General features: G+C 71.1%; 10 protein-coding genes. 6 read left to right on the forward strand and 4 right to left on the reverse strand.

Features of this window, described 5'->3' with window-relative positions:
- The first annotated feature begins 19 nt into the window (after positions 1-19).
- A complete protein-coding gene (locus WME98_RS25120) occupies positions 20-1,483 on the forward strand; it encodes a ferritin-like domain-containing protein (protein WP_437953607.1) in 1,464 nt (487 codons plus the stop codon).
- A 160-nt stretch (positions 1,484-1,643) separates the two neighbouring features.
- Here the strand turns inward: WME98_RS25120 and WME98_RS25125 are convergent, their stop codons facing one another.
- On the reverse strand, positions 1,644-2,624 hold the full coding sequence (locus WME98_RS25125) for a 2-dehydropantoate 2-reductase (protein ID WP_437953608.1): 981 nt from the start codon (positions 2,622-2,624) through the stop codon (positions 1,644-1,646).
- 101 nt (positions 2,625-2,725) lie between these two features.
- Positions 2,726-4,312 (reverse strand): FAD-dependent monooxygenase, encoded by a 1,587-nt coding sequence (locus WME98_RS25130; protein WP_437953609.1) that lies wholly within the window; start codon positions 4,310-4,312, stop codon positions 2,726-2,728.
- A 201-nt stretch (positions 4,313-4,513) separates the two neighbouring features.
- On the opposite strand from WME98_RS25130, the gene WME98_RS25135 reads away from it, so the two are divergent.
- Entirely contained in the window at positions 4,514-5,182 is a 669-nt protein-coding gene (locus WME98_RS25135) for a TetR/AcrR family transcriptional regulator (RefSeq protein ID WP_437335471.1), read from the forward strand.
- A 21-nt stretch (positions 5,183-5,203) separates the two neighbouring features.
- Here WME98_RS25135 and WME98_RS25140 read toward each other — a convergent pair whose 3' ends face one another.
- Positions 5,204-6,103: a hypothetical protein gene (locus WME98_RS25140; RefSeq protein ID WP_437953610.1), complete on the reverse strand. Its 900-nt coding sequence runs from the start codon at positions 6,101-6,103 to the stop codon at positions 5,204-5,206.
- 450 nt (positions 6,104-6,553) lie between these two features.
- Here WME98_RS25140 and WME98_RS25145 point away from each other — a divergent pair, with 450 nt between their 5' ends.
- Together WME98_RS25145 and WME98_RS25150 are read left to right on the forward strand one after the other, a co-directional pair.
- On the forward strand, positions 6,554-12,034 hold the full coding sequence (locus tag WME98_RS25145) for a DNRLRE domain-containing protein (RefSeq protein ID WP_437953611.1): 5,481 nt from the start codon (positions 6,554-6,556) through the stop codon (positions 12,032-12,034).
- 200 nt (positions 12,035-12,234) lie between these two features.
- Complete coding sequence (locus WME98_RS25150; RefSeq protein WP_437953612.1) at positions 12,235-13,935, forward strand: VWA domain-containing protein; 1,701 nt, start codon at positions 12,235-12,237, stop codon at positions 13,933-13,935.
- A gap of 152 nt (positions 13,936-14,087) precedes the next feature.
- Here WME98_RS25150 and WME98_RS25155 read toward each other — a convergent pair whose 3' ends face one another.
- The gene (locus WME98_RS25155) at positions 14,088-15,080 is read right to left on the reverse strand and encodes an AraC family transcriptional regulator ligand-binding domain-containing protein (protein ID WP_437953613.1); all 993 of its coding nucleotides are present in this window, start codon (positions 15,078-15,080) and stop codon (positions 14,088-14,090) included.
- Between the two features lie 195 nt (positions 15,081-15,275).
- On the opposite strand from WME98_RS25155, the gene WME98_RS25160 reads away from it, so the two are divergent.
- The gene (locus WME98_RS25160; RefSeq protein ID WP_437953614.1) at positions 15,276-15,575 is read left to right on the forward strand and encodes a hypothetical protein; all 300 of its coding nucleotides are present in this window, start codon (positions 15,276-15,278) and stop codon (positions 15,573-15,575) included.
- A 300-nt stretch (positions 15,576-15,875) separates the two neighbouring features.
- On the forward strand, positions 15,876-17,465 hold the full coding sequence (locus tag WME98_RS25165; RefSeq protein ID WP_437953615.1) for a hypothetical protein: 1,590 nt from the start codon (positions 15,876-15,878) through the stop codon (positions 17,463-17,465).
- Positions 17,466-17,648 lie beyond the last annotated feature (183 nt).

Below are 17,648 nucleotides of genomic sequence, written 5' to 3' on the forward strand. Positions count from 1 at the left end.
CATGCTCAAAGCAAGCTCGATGCATCGCGGCTTTCTCGTCCCCGCGTTCGCGCCGCTGCGCGCCTCGATCTGGGCCGCCCTGGGCCTCACGGCGTCCGCATGCGGCGGCCACGTCGCGGTGGACCCCGCGAGCAGCGGCGGCGAAGGCGGCAACGCGACCGGCTCGACCGGCGCGGCGGACGCCGCCTTCGTGTGCGACGGCGCGGTGCCGCTGCTCCGGCCGGACGGGGCGCACAGCGGCTACGCCAGGTGCCCTGACGGCACGATTCACCGCGTCGAGGCCGTCGCCTGTGAGGGCTCGTTGCCGGCGTGCCAGGGCGTCGAGGACGAGATCTCGTGCAAGACCGACGCTGACTGCACGCAGAAGCCCGGCGGGAAGTGCGGCTCGTATCGTGTCGACAATTTCGACGGCCCGGTGTGGCACTGCGGTTGCGTGTATCCCTGCGCCATGGATCAGGACTGCAACCCCGGTGAGGCCTGCGTGTGCCCCGGCGTCTTGCCGAGCGGCTCTCCGTTTCCGACGTGCGTTTCCGCGGGCTGCCGCACGAACGCCGATTGCGCGAGCGGCGAGTGCGGCGTCTCCTTGTACGACGACGGGTGCGGCGTTGAGCTGGATCTCGCCTGCCGCGCCCCCGGCGATGCGTGCCGCGCCGCGGCCGACTGCAGGGCCGGAGACGAGCAGTGCGTCGCGCCTGACGGCGAGGGCGAGTGGGCGTGCCGGCCGCCGAGCTGCGCCATCGGCCGGCCGCTGGCCGTCGAGGGCCGAGCGCGCACCGCCCGCGGCGCGGCGCGCTCCGACTGGACCTCTGCCTCGCTCACCCCGGAGACCGCGGGGCTTCGCGGCGACGTGCGCGCCGCGCTCGCCGCGCACTGGCGCGACGTCGCCGCGCTCGAGCACGCGTCGATCGCGAGCTTCGCGCGGTTCTCGCTGGAGCTGCTCGCGCTCGGCGCGCCGCCGGCCCTGCTCGCCGGCGCGCAGCAGGCGGCGATGGACGAGGTCGCCCACGCGCGCGCCGCGTACACGCTCGCGAGCGCGTACGCCGGCGCCGCGCTCGGCCCGGGGCCGCTCGACGTGACCGGCGTCGCCCCGGCCACCTCGGCCGCGGCGATCGTGGCGGCGCTGGTCGAGGAGGCGTGCGTCGGCGAGACGGTCGGCGCCGCCGAGGCGCGCGCGCTCGCCGGGCTCGTGCGCGATCCGGCGCTCGCCGGGACGTACGAGCGCATCGCGGAGGACGAGGGGCGTCACGCGGAGCTGGGATGGCGCGCGCTCGCCTGGCTGCTGCGCGGCGCGGGCGACGATCTGCGGGCGGTGGCGGCGAGCGCCTTCGAGCGCGCGGTCGCGGGGATGAGCGCCGATCCGGACGTCGCGCCCGGCGCCGTCGCCCCCGAGCACGGCCTGCTGTCGCGTGAGATGATGGGCGCGCTGCGGCGGCAGGCGCTCGCCGAGGTGGTCGAGCCGTGCCGCCGCGCGCTGCTCGGGTAGCCCGGGGGCGAGCGGTCGTGCTCAAATTTGCCCGGGGAGAGTTCACATGAAGGCGGGAAGATCATCGATCTTTTTCTTCCCGCCTTCCCGCCTTCCCGCCTTCATGTTCAATTTTTAGCACTGCCCGGCGAGCCGGGGACGAGCGGGTTTCGCTCGAGGATCATCCGGCGACCAGGCCGCGCGTGCGGCCGCACAGCCGCGCCAGCCCGAGCAAGCCGTCGATGGTCGGCGTGGGCACGCCGGTCAGCTTGCCGATTTCATGCACCACGGTCACCAGCGCGTCGATCTCCAGCGGCTTGCCGGCCTCCGCGTCCTGCAGCATCGATGTCTTGAACGCGCCGAGCTTGCGCGTGACCTCCATCCGGTCTTCTCCGCTCTGCGCGATCGGGCAACCGATCCTCGCACCGATCGCCGCCGCTTCCTCCATCGCCTTGAGGCAGAAGCCGCGGACCAGCGGATCATCGAGGATCCGGTCGCACGTCGCGCCGGTGAGCACCGACACCGGGTTCATCGTCATGTTGCCCCACAGCTTGTACCAGATGTCCGTCCGGATATCGGCGCTCGCCTCGGCGTCGAAGCCGGCGCGCCGCAGCAGCGCGACGAGCGCGTCCACCCGGCCCGAGCCTCCGCCGGCCGGCTCGCCGAGCAGCAGGCGATTGCCGAGGCCCACGCGCACGAGCCCCGGCTCCGGGCTGGAGCCCGAGAGATGCACGACGCAGCCGAGCACCTGGCGGAGCGGGATGGCGCGCGGCAGGACGCCGCCCGGGTCGAGCGACCGGAGCCGGGCGCCGGCATACGGCACGTTCTCGGGCGCGAAGAACCACCACGGCACGCCGTTCATCGCGGGGACGACCATCGTGTCCGGGCGCAGCAGCGGCGCGATGCGCGCGGCGACGTCGGTCAGCGCGGTGGCCTTGACCGCGATGATCACGACGTCCTGCGCGCCGAGCGCGGCCGGATCCGGCGCGGCGCGGATCGGCACGCTGGTGATCTCTTCCTGGATTTGCAGCAGCAAGCCGCGTCGCTGCACGGCGGCGAGGTTCTCTCCGCGCGCGACGGCGCTGACCTCGCAGCCGGCCGTGGCCAGCCGGGCGCCGAGCAGCCCGCCGATGGCTCCGAGACCGTAGACGGCGATCTTCATGATGTTCCGGCATCATAGCCCTTGCTCGGCCCCCTCGCGGCCGGCTCCGGGACGATCGCCGGGGAACCTCGCGTCGCCGAGCCGCTGAGCTCGCATCGGCCCTACGGGGCGACGCGCTCGGGGCGGCGCGCGGCGGACGACACCTGCGCGAGCGCATCGGCGAGCGCGCCGCGCGGATCCGCCGGCAGGTCGATCGAGCGCCACGCCACGTAGCCGTCCGGGCGCACCAGCGACGCGCCCCCGGCCCCGAGGCCGAACGCCCTCCGGAACGCTCCCTCCTCGACCGGGCGCACCTCCGCGCCGATCCGAACGCATTCGAGCGCGACGCCGAGCCGCTCGACGGCATGCGCCGCGGCGGGGCCCCACCGCGCGTCCTCGGCGAGCAGCACCCAGGTTCGCTGGAACAGATCGAGCGTGGACAGCCGCTCGTCGCCCCGCGCCACCCACGCGTGCGGCGCGCGCGTGCCCGGCTGACCCGCCCATTGCTCGGGCCGCATCGCCGGCGGGAGCCCGTCGCCCGCGCCGAGCACCGCGGTCGATCGGTACAGCTGACCGAGCTCCATCGCATCGTCGTCGATGATCGGCACGCCCGCGGCGGTCCCGCCCGCGTATGCCTTGTAGTCGGCCCGGGCGAAGATCTGGTCGTGCCGGAGCCACGCGATCGGGCGTCGCTCGGCGTCGTAGGTGTCGAGCAGCGCTTTCGTCGACGCGCCCGACAGGACCGCGGACAGCTTCCACGCGAGGTTGTGGGCGTCCTCGATGCCGGTGTTCGCGCCATAGCCGCCGCGGCTCGGCGGCAGGGTGTGCGCGGCGTCCCCGGCGAGGAATACCCTGCCGGACGCGAAGCGATCCGCGATCAGGCCGCTCATCTCCCATCGTCCGGTGGTGACGATCTCGACGTCCAGGTCCGACCTGCCGATCGCCCTCGATATCAACGCCCTCAGCGCGCCCGCGTCGCGCTCCTCGTCGTCCCAGAACATCAGGACCCAGCGGCCATCGCCGTAGGTGGTGAGGAATGCCTTGAACCCCGGCTGCTCGATCGCGAACTGCGTGACCCCCGTCCGGCGGTACTCCTCGAGCGGAGCCCGGAACAGGACGCTGCGCACCGTCTGGATGTGGCCCCGCCCGGAGCGGCCGATCCCGAGCGCCTCGCGGATCGGGCTGCGGTGGCCGTCCGCCGCCACCAGGTAGTCCGCGCGCATCGCGTACGCTCGCCCGCCGCGCTCGCGCAGCCACGCGGTCACCCCGTCGGCGTCCTGCTCGAAGCGGACCAGCTCGGTCTCGAGCCTGACGTCGGCGCCGAGCTCGGCCGCCCTGTCCCGGAGCATGGGCTCGAGGCGATCCTGAGCGAGCGCGGCGCCCGCGCACGGCGAGCGCTCGATCGAGGGCGCCCCCTGCTCCCCGGGCGTCCACGGGAGCTCTTCGAACCACGCCCCGGCGAGGCTCTCGACCCGGGCTCGGCGCAGCCGGAAGGTGGGCGGCACCTGCGGGATGCGCGGGCCCAGCCCGACCGCGCGGTAGAGCTCCAGCGTCCTCGGCGTGTAGCCGATCGCGCGCGGATGCGGCGAGCTGCCCGCGTGCCGCTCGACCACGACCGCCCGCACACCTCGCCAGGCCAGGAATACCGCGGCCGACAGGCCGACCAAGCTGCCCCCGACCACGAGCGCCGACGTCGATTCTACGTGCATGATGACCGTCCTTTGATACAGTGTATCATGTCGATACAGTGTATCGCGCCCGATTTGTTGTCAACCGCGCTCCGATGCGAACAAGACCGGGGCATGACCGCACGGCAGAAGAAAGCGCGAGCGACCGGCGCCCCCCTCCTCTGGGAGCGTCCGGAGCCCGTCCCCCGCCCCGCGCCCGGACCGCTGAGCAGAGACCGGATCGTGCGCGCCGCCATCGCGCTCGCCGACGCGGAAGGCCTCGCCGCGGTGTCGCTGCGCAAGGTCGGGGCCTCGCTCGACGCCGGTCCGATGCGCCTCTACGGCTACCTGGACACGAAGGAGGAGCTGCTCGAGCTCATGGTGGACGCGGTGTACGGGGAGATGGCGTCCGCCGGGCCGATCCCCGGCGGCTTTCGCGAGGCGCTCCGGGCGATCGCCCACCGCACCCGGCGGGCCGCCAGGGAGCATGCATGGTTCATCGATCTGCTGGGCGGCCGCCCGCATCTCGGTCCGAACGCGCTCGCGCACCTCGAGGCCTCGTTCGCCGCGCTGAGCGGGGCTCCGGGCTTCGAGGACATCGATGCCGTCATGCTGGCCGTCGGGACCGTCAACGCCTATGTGATCGGCGCCATCCGCGGCGAGGCCAACGAGCTGCGCGCCGAGCTCGCGAGCGGCATGAGCCAGGCCGAATGGCAGCGAGCGTCGGACGCGTACATCCACCGGATGATCGCCACCGGCCGCTTCCCGACGCTCGCCAAGGTGGTCCGGGACGCCTCGCACCCGCCGGCCGACGTCGTGTTCGACGGGGGCCTCGATTGCGTGCTCGACGGCATCGAGGCGCGGCTCTCGCGCGGAACGAAGGCGGGAGCAGGCGCTCGCGAGCGGCGGTAGCCGCGGCCTCTTGCCCTGCGATCAGCTGCCCTTGCAGACGTCGGCGCAGGTGCCCGTCGCAGCGGCGCACGCGGATGACGCGCAGTCCGAATCGGCGGAGCAGGGCGCGCCGGCGGCGCCGAGCGGCGCGCACGTGGCGCCATCGCACGCCGTACCGGCCGCGCAGTCTCCGTCCGACGCGCATGGACCGCCCGCCGGCTCGCGCGCCTGGCACGTCCCGTCCTCGCCGCAGCGAAGCTCCTCCTGGCAGTCGAGGGTTCCCTTGCACGACGCGCCCACGGCGAGCCGTGGCGCGCACGTCCCCTCGTCGGACGGCGAGGGCTGGTCGCATCGGAGCGCCTCGTCGCAGTAGAACGCCGAGGAGCATGGCTCTCCGACCGCCGCCCTCGCCCTGCACGCCGACGTCGTCTGCCCGCTCGCGTCGGTGCTGCGCACGCAGCGGTCCCGGGCGCAGTCCCAGTCCGTGGCGCACGTCCCGCCCTCGGGCACGGAGCCGTCCCACGCATCGAGGCAGGACGGCGTGAACCCGTCGTTCACCCCCAAGAGCACGCCCAGGATCTGAAGCTCGGCGCAGGGGGCCGCGTCCACCTCGGCGAGGCACGCCTCCGCCTTTTCCGGGACGAACGTGCCGTTCACCTCGCCTCCGCCGGTGACGGCAACGAGGATCGCTTCGAGCGTCGAGGCGCACGCGTCGGCGGAGCTCGCGTCCAGGTCATGCGCGGCCCGGGTCGCCGCGTCGCAGCACGCGAAGGTGCGGTCGCAGAGGGCCTTCGCATACCTGGAGAAGAAGTCGCCGCCTGTCGGCTCCGGCCCTCCGCTGCTCGCCCGCGTCTCGTCGTCCCCGCATCCGGGCACGGCGGACATCAAGGCGGCGACGGCCGAGAGGAGCGTCGCGAGCAAGACGGGTCGATGCGTGCGCATGAAGAACCTCCTCGGCCCGATCTTAGATGGATTCGCCGGGGCCAAGCCAGCGTGAGCTCCATGACAGGCGTCATCCTCCTCGCCGAAGCGGGGGAGGACCAGATGTCGAGATGATGCGCGAGCGCCTCAGGGAGGCGGAGATCGTGGGAGGTTGTGCCGACCGCCCCTGGCCTGGCGCGGTTTGTCGCTGGTGGCGCGATTTGTCGCCGCGTGGCGCGGTTTGTCGCCGCGTGGCGCGATTTGTCGCCTTCGCGATCGGTTTACAGCCGAGTACACAAACATTCGCAATGGGAGAGCGCCTGTGTCTGCGCGTGCAGGCCGGGCGAGAGCGGATCCGCTTCGTCTCCTCCCATCAACAACGGCGTCGAGGGCTTATTCATGACGAGTCTAAGATCCATACTGCTACGTCAGGTCGCTCAATCGCGCGCCGCCCCATGGCGCGCGGCGCGCTTGCCGCTCCTCGCGTGCCTGGGCGCGCTCACGACCGCCTGCACGGCCGGCGCCGACGATCCGGTCGAGCTGGACGGGCCCGTCGGTCAGGCGGAACAGGCGCTCTGCGCGCCGGACGACGTGGCCTGCAACGACACGACCATCCACGACTGGCCGACGTGGTCCCAGCAGCCCGACCGGCCGGACCCCGTCATCGAGGGAGAGGCCCCGGACGCCGGCACAGGCACGTTCCAGGTGCAGGCGTGCGATCCGAGCCAGCTCGGCAAGCTGCCGGAGAACCCGAACCCGAAGGGCGCCGACCTCCAGAACATCACCACGAACTTCCACGTCCTCCAGTCGATCCAGCTCCTCGCGTCGATCGTCAACAAGACGGCCGAGGCGATCAACGGCCTCAAGACGGAGCCGGCCGCGGACGCGGACAAGGGCACGTGCGTCTGCAGCCAGCAGGTGTCCTCCCAGTGCCTGAACGTCATCCAGCAGGACAAGACCACGTACGAGGAGTGCCTCGACTTCTGCGACCCGAGCTCGCCCTCGGCGGACCCGTGCAGCACCGGCGTCCTCGTGTGGCTCTCCAACGACATCCAGCAGACCCAGGCGGGCAAGGCCAAGTGGGCGCTCAGCACGGTGAAGTGGCTCGACAAGATCGCCGACCAGATCGGCGGCGGCCAGTTCGCCAACTTCCTGAGCCAGTTCGGCGGAGAGCTCGACAACATCAGCGAGGTGATGTCGAAGATCCAGTGCTACATCGACCAGTACACCGAGGGATACCACCTCGGCAGCTACTCGGACCAGCGGCCCGACCTGCACATGTGCATCCCGTGGGCCGGACACGGCGCCTACGCCAACCTGTCGGACAGCGACCGGTGGGGCATCGGCGGCCGCTACACGTCGCACACCCTGAGCAAGGAGCGCCGCGCCCAGATGCGCACCGGCGGCTTCGCCGTGACCGCGTTCGGCGAGACGCTGAGCATCCTGCCAGGGATGGAGTTCAACATGCAGCTTGACGGTTACAAGTGGTTCAACCGTGAAGCTCCCCTCGGCATCGAGGAGCTCGGCCACCTCGCCGGCGGCGGGGTCAGCCTCGACGCCGCGAAGAAGCTCGGCGTCTTCTACCTCGCGGACGAGGACCAGATGACGTCGCTCGACTCCGACGGCGACGGCCGCGTCTCCCCGCAGGAGTTCCTGATCGGCACGTACATGCCGTTCGACTACACGCCGACCGACGGCGTCCCGGCCCAGCTCACCTGGCCCCGCGAGGGCGCGGACGCGATCGAGGACTGGGAGGGGAAGTCGGCCGCGCTCCTCGCCGCGGCGCTCAACCTCGACCTGCGGCTGAAGCCGATCGAGAAGGAGCTGACGCCGATCCCCCTCCCGCCGGTCCCCGGCGCGTACCTCATCCCGTACTTCAAGCTCGGCGCAGGGGTGAAGTGGTACGACGAGGCGTATTTCATGCGCAAGCGCCTGCAGGAGGCGCTCAACAAGAACACGTCGCACAAGATCTCCGACCTCGACTTCAACCGCGACATGCACGGCTTCCAGGCGCCGGACGTGACCGCGGAGGCAGGGACGCAGGTGTCGGTGAGGCCGGAGGTGGGCGCGAAGCTCTTCCTCGGCGTGCCGATCGGCAAGCTCCTGAAGGTGGGCGTGGAGGCCAGCATCGGCTTCTCGGTCGATCTCAAGCCGAAGGGCTCCGGCGGCGTGGTCGACCTCAACGCCTCGCTCGAGCAGGCGCTCGTGAACAGCAACCCGAACGAGGACCTCGAGTGCAAGCCCGTCTTCTCCTACAAGGATGAGGCGTCCTGCTCGAACAAGTACATCCCCGAGTCGTCGCTGGATCTCGCCTGCTCCCCGCTCGACACGAAGAACTCCTGCTGCATCACCTTCATCAACGGCAGCCGCGCCTGCCTCGACGACTGGACGGGGATCACGCAGGATCAGTGCAGCCCGTCGAATCTCTCGTACGCGCTGTTCTCGACCTTCCTGAAGGACAAGGACGCGAAGACGTACAAGAGCATCTTCCAGCAAGGCTTCACGACCCAGTGGAGCGCGAACAAGTCGTGCGAGGAGTGCGCGAACGACGGCTCCTGCCCGAACAGCCTGCGCGCCCCCGCGCTGCCCGAGATCTCGGCGTGCGCCAAGCACGGCGTGTGCTGCCTGCCCGCGGTCTCTTCGCCCTACGGTCTGGCCTACTCGCTGTCGATCACGGACGGCACGTTCGGCGGCTCCCGCTTCCTCCAGCCCGCCGACCTCGCCTACGATCGCGGCGGAAACCGCCTCTTCGTCGCGGATCGGACCGCCATCCGCCGCATCGACCTGCAGACCGGCCAGGTGACGACGATCGCCGGCTCGGCCGCGGCGGGCAACGTCGACGGGGTCGGGACCGCCGCGCGGTTCAACACGATCTCGGGGATCACGTACGACGCGGGCTCGCTCTACATCGCCGATCGCGGCGCTCGCTCGGTCCGCAAGCTCAACCTGAGCACGAACCAGGTGACCACGATCGCGGATCGGACGGTGTTTCTGACGCCGCGGGACGTCGCCGTGCACGATGGCGCCCTGTTCGCCACCGACAGCGGCGCCCGCACGCTGATCCGCATCCCGCTCCCGTCGGGCGCGGCCACCACCGTGGCCGGCACGTCGGGCCAGACCGGGGGCACCGACGGCATCGGCTCGGCGGCCCGGTTCTCGGAGCCGACCAACATCGTCGCCGACGGGCGCGGCAGGCTGTACATCAGCGACACGATCAACAACACGCTGCGGCGGTTCGACGTCGCTTCGGCGGCGGTCACCACCGTGGCCGGGACCAGCGGCTCGGCGGGCTCCGCGGACGGTATCGGCTCGGCCGCGCGGTTCACCGCGCCGAAGGGGCTCACCGTCGACAGCGTGGGTCACGTGCTCGTCGTCGACGGCAACAAGCCCGGTCGCGTGCGGCGCTTCGACCCGGAGACCTCCGCCGTGACGACCGTCTCCGGCGCTCCCGGCACCGTGGCGACGGACGGCCTGGCCGACGACGCGATCTTCGAGCTGCCCGCGGGCGTGGCCGTGCTCCCGACCGGCGACATCTACGTGAGCGACACGACCCCTGCGACGGTCCGCAAGATCAGCGGCGACTGCGACTCGGGCATCCCCGGCGCCGTCGTGTTCGACGTCACCGAGGCCGAGTGCCCCGGCAACTTCGACGCGTACAGCTGCCTGTCGGAGACCAAGGCCGACGCCACGGAGTGGCAGGGGCCCGGGTGCCACCCGCTCCAGACGGGCTTCCCGTCGGCGTGCGGCTGCACCTCGAACGCCGATTGCGCGAGCGGCGAGACGTGCGATGTCCAGGCGAAGGTGTGCACCGTCGGCGGGACGCCCGTCGACTGCGTCTGCACCGCGCAGAGCACCTGCCCGAACCAGCCCGGCCGCGCCTGCGTGAACGGGGCGTGCGCCCGGCACTGCACCTACAGCCCCTCGACGGCGAACACGGCCTGCGGCCAGAACGAGGTCTGCACGCCGGGCGGCACGTGCGAGCCGAAGGCCGGCCCGAACGTACCTTATGCCGAGGAGGTGATCTGGGGCATGAAGAACGGGGATGACCCGACCCACGCGATCGCGACGTACGGCCTGACCGAGATCGAGCTCATCGCCGCGCTCAACGCGGGCATCCACGTGGGCCTCGAGGCGAAGCTGTTCAAGAAGTGGAAGAAGTTCACGCTGTGGAAGTGGCGCCGGACCTTCGATATCGGCTCGGTCTCGAAGTACAAGTTCCAGCCCGGGCTCGAGGCCACCTACCAGTGGGACACCTCGCCGCTCGGCGACATCACCAACTACCAGCCCGGCGAGGTCACGCGGTATGCGCAGGTGAACGCGTCGACGGCCGACTTCCTCGCGTGGTGCAAGGACGAGATGCCGCTGCACGCGGCGGACCCGCTGCCCCCCACCACCGATGACGTGGTCGGCGGCGTGGAGGACGTCGTGAACTTCGGCTTCGACGTGGGCGAGACGGTCTCGTCGGCCGAGAACCTCTGCATCAACGGCCAGCCCATGACGGACTGGCTGCAGGACCAGGACGCGCTCACCCAGACGTTCGTGACCGGGACCTGCTCGTACGTCGGCCCGCAGACCGGCTCGCGCGGGAGCCTCACCTTCCCGTGCCAGGAGTCGCATCGCCACCTGCTCAAGCACTGGGGGTGCCTGGACACGCAGCGCACGGCCCAGTCCATCCAGCTGGCCATCGGCGACTTCAGCGGCGCGGTGGTCAACCCCGGCACGGCCCACTTCGACCTGACCAAGGTCCTCGTCGACCCGGACGCCGGCCTCGAGGCCGAGAACCTGGTGAAGCGGACCGCCGCGTCCGAGGCGTGGCTCGCCGAGGTGGAGACCTGCTTCGACGACCACTACGAGGACACGATCCCCTGCGCGTGCCAGACGGACGCGGACTGCACGACCGGCCCCGGGCAGACCTGCGTGAGCGGGACGTGCCAGACGCCGGAGAACACGGTGGCCGAGTGCTCCGTCGTGGAGAACACGGGCGTCACCGTCGAGCGGTGCTGCGGCGACGGCGTGCAGCAGGCCTCGGAGCAGTGCGACGACGGCAACACCGTGAGCGGCGACGGCTGCTCGGCGCTCTGCAAGCCGGAGTCGAAGGGCGCGTGCTGCCGGTCGGGCGGCTGCACCGACCTCGGCCAGGGCGGCATCAGCTCCGGGCAGAGCTGCGCGAGCGCCGGCGGCTACTTCATCAGCGGCTACAGCTGCGCCGAGGTCGACGCGTGCGGCAGCGAGCCTGTCGGCGCTTGCCACGAGGCCGACGGGACCTGCCACGACCCGACGACCCAGTCTCAGTGCGCGGCGGTGCCGGGGGCGGTGTTCACCGTCAACGGGGCTTGCGAGAACCCGGTCCAGACGCTGACGCTGCAGCCCGGCAGCGCCGGCGTCGACGCGCACATCACCAACATGACCGGGGCCAGCGGGAACAACTACGGCAACACCGTCAACCTGACCGCGGGGTCCTGGACGGCGAACAGCGTCTGGTACCGGAACCGGAGCCTGCTCCGCTTCGATCTCTCGCCCATCCCGGCGGGCGCGACGATCGAGCGGGCGCGCCTGAGCCTGTACGCGGACCCCGACGCGCGCCTCTACGGCCAGGGGAACTACAACCCGTATTCCCCGGGGCACCTGACGGTCGGCGGCTCCAACGCCTTCCTGGTCCAGCGCATCACCGCGGCCTGGCAGGAGAACACGGTGACGTGGAACAACCAGCCGGCCGTGTCGACGGCGAACCAGGTGCTCCTGCCGCAGAGCACGTCGAGCAGCCAGGACTACGAGAACATCGACGTGACCGCGCTCGTGCGAGACATGCTCAGCCCGTCGTCGAGCAACAACGGATTCATGATCCGGCTCGACAGCGAGGCGAACAGCTACCGAGAGGTCTCGTTCACGTCGAGCGACTACGCGACCGCCCACAGGCGTCCGAAGCTCGAGGTCCTGTACCGCAACCCGTGAGAGCCGGCGTCGCCGGTCCGGCCAGATAGGCAGGGTGGCGGGCCGCCGTCCGCAAGGCGGCGCCCGCCACCCCGCCCATCCGGACGCCCTCTACGGCGCCGACGCGTCGGCCCGGTGACGCCGCTCCCGTTCGCTCTTCAGCTCCTGTTCGTGTCCGAGAATGCAGAGGAATTCAGAGGAATTCAGAGGAAATAGCGACGATGAGAACCGCACTTCGAACTTTCGCAGGCATCACCGGCGGCGTCCTCGCGGGCGTCTTGGGGCTGTCCACGGCGCTGGCTCAGGTCACGCCGCTCGACACGAACCACGTGGTCATCATCGACCGCTCCGGCAGCATGTACGGGACCAACCTCGCCCTCGCGCAGCAGGCGGCGAAGATCTACAAGAACACGATCGCCTCGAGCAACGTGCCCGCTTCGCAGTCGTTCACCGAGCAGATCGGCCTGGCGAGCTACTCGGACACGGCCTCGGAGTCTTTCCCGATCACGCCGCTCCCGGCGTCCGGCTACGACGCGGCCGTGGACGCGCTCGTCGCGGACGGGTCGACCTCGATCGGGGCGGGCCTCGAGCAGGCGCTCGACATGCTCACCGCGGAGAACCCGACCAAGGGGCCGCGCGAGTGCGTCGTCCTCCTGTCCGACGGGCAGCACAACACGCCGCCGGCGCCGAGCGACTTCTTCACGGATTACTTCACTCGCGTGGACGAGGTCCACTCGATCGCGCTCGGGGCGGGGGCGGACGAGCCGCTGATGGCCGACATCGCGACGAACTACGGAACCTCGCCCGGGCTCTTCATGCGCGCCGACGTCAGCTCCGACATCGACCAGCTCGAGCTGCTCGGCGCGTTCAACCGCATGGCGAACGACTGCCGCGAGGGCGGCATGATCGATCAGGGGCTGAGCCGGCTCGCGCCGGGGACCTCGCCGCAGGATCCTCCGCCGTGCGCTGAGGTGTACGTCTCGGCCGCTCAGGTCGTGGATTTCACGATGATCTTCCAGGGCAGCGCCGCCCCCGACGTGTACCTGATTCCGCCGTCGCAGCACCCGGAGCACCTTAGCCACATCACCGAGGCGAGCTACGGGTCGTCGAGCTCCGACCTGACCTTCTTCTCGGCCGACAACTTCAAGCGCTTTTCGCTGAACCTCACGCAGTCGTACGAGGAGGGCTTCTGGAATGTCTGCGCCGTCAACAACACACCGTCGGACATCTATATCTATTCCGCCGTGTCGACGCTGATCGACGATATCCAGCTCCAGGTCACCACGAACGGCCTGAACGTCGGGTCGCAGCCGCTGGTCGTCGAGGCCGCGGTGACCCACCTGGGCGCCCCCGTGACGGGCGCCGCGGTCATCGCCGAGATGGAGGCGCCGAGCGGCGCGGGCACGTCGCTCACGTTCTATGATGACGGGCTCGCCGCGCACGGCGACACCACGGCCAACGATGGCGTCTACTCGACGAAGTTCAGCCAGTTCGCCGAGGGGGGGAGCCACCAGATCACGGTCTTCGCGGACCACGCCGGCAACTCCGCCGTCCCGATGTTCACGCGCCAGTACAAGTTCGGGGTTTACAAGGATCCCACGACGGTCGTGACCTGCCAGAGCCTCGGCCAGGCGGGCCCGGCGACCACGGCGACGGTGAACGGCACGGCGTGCTTCCAGATCGACCCGGCGAACTACCCGACGGGGTGGACGCCGGCGAACCTGTGGCTGCAGGTGACCGCGATGGACGGCCTGCCGCTGAACGGCGTCAGCGTGTCCGTCAACGGCGGGGCGGCCCAGAGCCCCGCGGCGAACAGCTGGGGGATGCAGCTCTCGACGCCGTTCCCGGGCGCGGCGAGCCCCGTCGTCTACCAGGTGAGCACGACGTCGAGCCGGCAGCTCCAGCTGGCGTGGCATCCGTGATCGCCGCCGCGCCCCCGGCGCGGGCCTGCCGCGGCGCCAGCGCGGGCGGCCGCGGGTGACCACGCGGCCGCGGCGCCGGTGGGCCTTGGCCTTCCGGCGCCGCGGCGGGCCTTGCCGGCGCCGCGGCGGGCCTTGCCGGCGTCGCGGCGGGTCTACCGGCGCCGCAGCGCGCGGGACGCGGAGCGGGCGCTCGCGTAGCCGAGCTCGGCGGCGAGCGCGTGCCGCGAGGGGGTGGCGATGGCCAGGTACCGATCCACGAGCGCGGCGCGCGTCTCCGCGAGGAGCGCGCGGTGCGACGTGCCCTGCTCCCGCAGCTGCCGCTGGAGCGTGCGTGCGCTCACGCCCATGCGCTCGGCCACCCGGTCGATGTTCGGGTTGCCCTCGGCGATGCACTCGCGGAGCGCGTGGCGGACCTCGTCGACGAAGCCGGACGGCGGCGCGGCGGGCGGCGGCGCGTCGACCCGATGTTGCTGCTGGAGCCGCAGCTGCGCGAGCTCCTCGAGGATCTCGCACAGCCGGAGGTCGGGGGAGCGGAACGGAATCTCCAGGTGCTCCCGCCGGAAGACCAGCTCGTCGCAGGGGGCGCCGAACTCGACCGGCGCGTCGAAGATCTGTTCGTAGGCGCCTGCGCTACCCCGGCGGGGGTGCCGGAAGCGCACGGCCAGCGGGCGGACGTGCTCGCCGGAGAACGTCCGCGCCCGGAGCACGGTCATGCCGGCGAGGAGCTCCGACACGGCGGGGAGGCCGTTGGGCGCGACGTGGCGGAAGCGCGCGCGGCCGCCGTCCGCGCTCAAGCTCAGCTCGCCGGAGTCGGCGAGCAGCGGGGCGAAGCGGATGAAGCGGGAGAGCGCCGCGCCGAAGCTTTCGCTGTTCCGCGACAGGTAGTCGAGGATGTCGAGGGTGCCGACGTCGAGCGTCTCGGCGATGCGGAGCCCGAGCAAGGGGTCGCCGCTCACCCGTTCGGCGGACGACCAGACGTACCGCGCCGCGCTCAAGGGGATCGGCACGCCGCGCTGGCTGAGGGCCCCCGGCGGAAGCGCCGCACCCCGCAGGACCGCGTCGAGCGGCAGGCCGAGCTTCGGTGCGGCGGAGATGAGGAGCAAGATGAAGTCGGAAAATGCAGGCGGAACCGGCTCTTTGCGCACATTTCCTCACAAGTCTAAGGACCTAGACGATAGAGGGACGTGGGCCGCCTTGCAACCTGGGCGGGCGTCGGGAGCGTGCGTTCCCGTGGATGCCGCGCCCTCGCCATGCGCTCGCCACGCCCGCTCGCCGTCGGAGTGCCGTGGCCACCTGATGGCCGGCCTGCGGCGTCGTCCGCGAGCGCGGGGGGAGCCCGCGTGGTCACGCTCGTCGGGGTGGCGGCCGTGGTCGTCGGCGCTCCCGGCTCGGACGGCGACAACCTCGACCTCAACGACCTCCCGATCCTTCAGGCGGGGAGCTGTGGGGGTTGTTTCGAGGTGGATCAGGCCGCGAACGAGGAAGACGGCTGCGCTGACGTGACCCCCGGCAGCAGCGCGGCTGTTTGCGGGCCGGGCGACACGGAGCTTGGCATCGCGCGCGACCTGCCGGCGCTCGACGACGGCGCATCGCCCGATCCGGGCGTGTCACCTCGCGGCGACTTTGTAAAGAATGTTTAAAAACGAAGCCCCGACCGCGCTGGACATTGAACGTCGGGTGTCATCCGCTACATCATCGCTCGCCTGAGGTCGCTCCGAGCAATGCTTGGTCGCCCCCTGGGCGCGGCATCGCGCGCTGGGCGGCGAAGGCTGTCTCCCCGGCGGTTTCCTGCGGGGGAGTGGGGCACGAGGCCCGGGCTGCGCCGCTGGGCGGCTCGGGCCGAGCGGCGACCCTGCTGAACGATGGATGGAACGCGCCGCTCGACTGCTCGCAACCATTCGCGGCGGTCGGGGGCCGCGCTTGTAACGGAGAATACCTGGATGGGAAGCTCGAAGATGGGGCTGCTATGGGCGTGCGGGGTCGGAGCGGCCCTGTTCGCCGGGGGGTGCTCGGATGCCGGGGAGGAGATGCCGGAGCGCCTCGACGAAGTTTCGCGATCGCTCACCCTGGCGGATCGGCTCGATCAATGCGCGCAAGATCCGCGCGTGGTCGCCGGGCTCGTTTCGCAGGACATCTGCGCGGGCGCGGGGGTCTTCTTCCACGAGACGTTCGAGGGCAACGGCCGCACCTGCGGTACCTGCCACCCCGTGGCCAACAACACGACGCTCGACGTGCAGTTCATCAGGGCCCTGGACCAGACCAACCCCGATGACCCGCTCTTCGTCTTCAGGGAGGTGCCGGAGCTCGCCGAGCTCGAGACCTCGGACCTCCTGGACGACGCGGCCATCCTCGAGAACGTGGACGGGTTCATCGATCCGACGCACCGGTTCGTCTCGCGCGGGGTGAACCACGTCCTGTCGCTGAGCACCAGCATCCGGGCGGATTCGGGGGACGGCACCACCAATCCGCCCGCGGAGCGGACGGGCTGGGGCGGGGACGGCTCGAGCGACGGCACGCTGCGCGGCTTCCTCAAGGACGCGGTCACCCAGCATTTCCCGAAGCGCCTCGCCCGCGAGCCGGGCGTCGATTTCCGCTTGCCGACGCCGGAGGAAGAGGACGTGACGCTGGCCTTCCAGCTCAGCCTGGGTCGGCTGAACGAGCTCGATCTGGCGAGCGTGCGCATGTTCGACGCGGAGGCGGAGGACGGCCGGCAAGCGTTCATGGACCCGGACCGCGGCCGCTGCAACGTGTGCCACCACAACGCCGGCGCGAACTTCCAGGACACCGGCAACAACCGCAACTTCGACACCGGCACGCGCAACAGGGGGTCGTCGCTCAATGGGGGCAGCTTCGGGGGCGAGTTCCTCGCGGACGGCGGCTTCGGGGGGCGAGACCTGCCAGCGCCCAATTTCGATGGCACGGGTATCGGTTTCCCGAATTCGTTCGGCAACGGTACGTTCAACCCGCCGCCTCTGATCGAGGCCGCGGACACGCCGCCCTTCTTCCACAACAACCTGCAGATCAACGACAGGGCGGATCCGGGCATCAACGATGCCGTCACGTTCTACGCCTCGACGCCCTTCAACTTGTCGCCTGCCGCCCAGGAGCTCGAGCAGCGCTTCGGGACGCCGCTCAACCTGGTGCCGCTCGACGCGAACGCCATCGCTCGTTTCTTGCGCGCGCTGAACGCCGCCTTCAACGTCGACATCGCGAAGCAACGGCTGGACGCCGCGCGGGTGCTCGTCGACAGCTTCGCGAACACGCGCGCCGACGTGCAGCAGAGGCTGATGGAGCTCGCCCGCGTCGAGATCGACGACGCCATCGAGGTGATGGCGCCGATGGCGCTGTATCCCGCTGCGTCGCAGCAGCTCGACCTCGCGCGCGCCGAGATCGCCCAGGGGATCGCGGCTAGCTCGGCGGTCGAGCGCCGCAACCGCATCGTGAACGCCGTCGCGCGCGTGACGACCGCGCGGGCCCAGTTCGGGCAGAACATCACGTTCGTGCTCGGTCAGGGCAACCTGATGTACTGAGCGCGGCGGTGCTCGCCGAGCGCCGCGCGAACGGTGTTCGGCTGAGCGGCGCCGGAGGCGGTCACGAGAAGAGCATCTCGGAGCCGTGGGCCGTCAGGAACCTGAGCTGGCGCGCGCCCGCGGGGCAGCCGCTGCGCGTCGAGCTCCGCCCGCGGGGCTAATCTGGGTCCGCGGGACTAACCT

The sequence above is a fragment of the Sorangium sp. So ce296 genome (genome assembly GCF_051529605.1).
Lineage (GTDB): Bacteria > Myxococcota_A > Polyangia > Polyangiales > Polyangiaceae > Sorangium > Sorangium cellulosum_D.

What these genes read in the sequence shown, in the direction of transcription:
- WME98_RS25125 (WP_437953608.1), bottom strand. Translation starts at nt 2,624, where the DNA reads ATGAAGATCGCCGTCTACGGTCTCGGAGCCATCGGCGGGCTGCTCGGC.
- WME98_RS25165 (WP_437953615.1), top strand. Translation starts at nt 15,876, where the DNA reads ATGGGAAGCTCGAAGATGGGGCTGCTATGGGCGTGCGGGGTCGGAGCG.
- WME98_RS25120 (WP_437953607.1), top strand. Translation starts at nt 20, where the DNA reads ATGCATCGCGGCTTTCTCGTCCCCGCGTTCGCGCCGCTGCGCGCCTCG.
- WME98_RS25130 (WP_437953609.1), bottom strand. Translation starts at nt 4,312, where the DNA reads ATGCACGTAGAATCGACGTCGGCGCTCGTGGTCGGGGGCAGCTTGGTC.
- WME98_RS25150 (WP_437953612.1), top strand. Translation starts at nt 12,235, where the DNA reads ATGAGAACCGCACTTCGAACTTTCGCAGGCATCACCGGCGGCGTCCTC.
- WME98_RS25140 (WP_437953610.1), bottom strand. Translation starts at nt 6,103, where the DNA reads ATGCGCACGCATCGACCCGTCTTGCTCGCGACGCTCCTCTCGGCCGTC.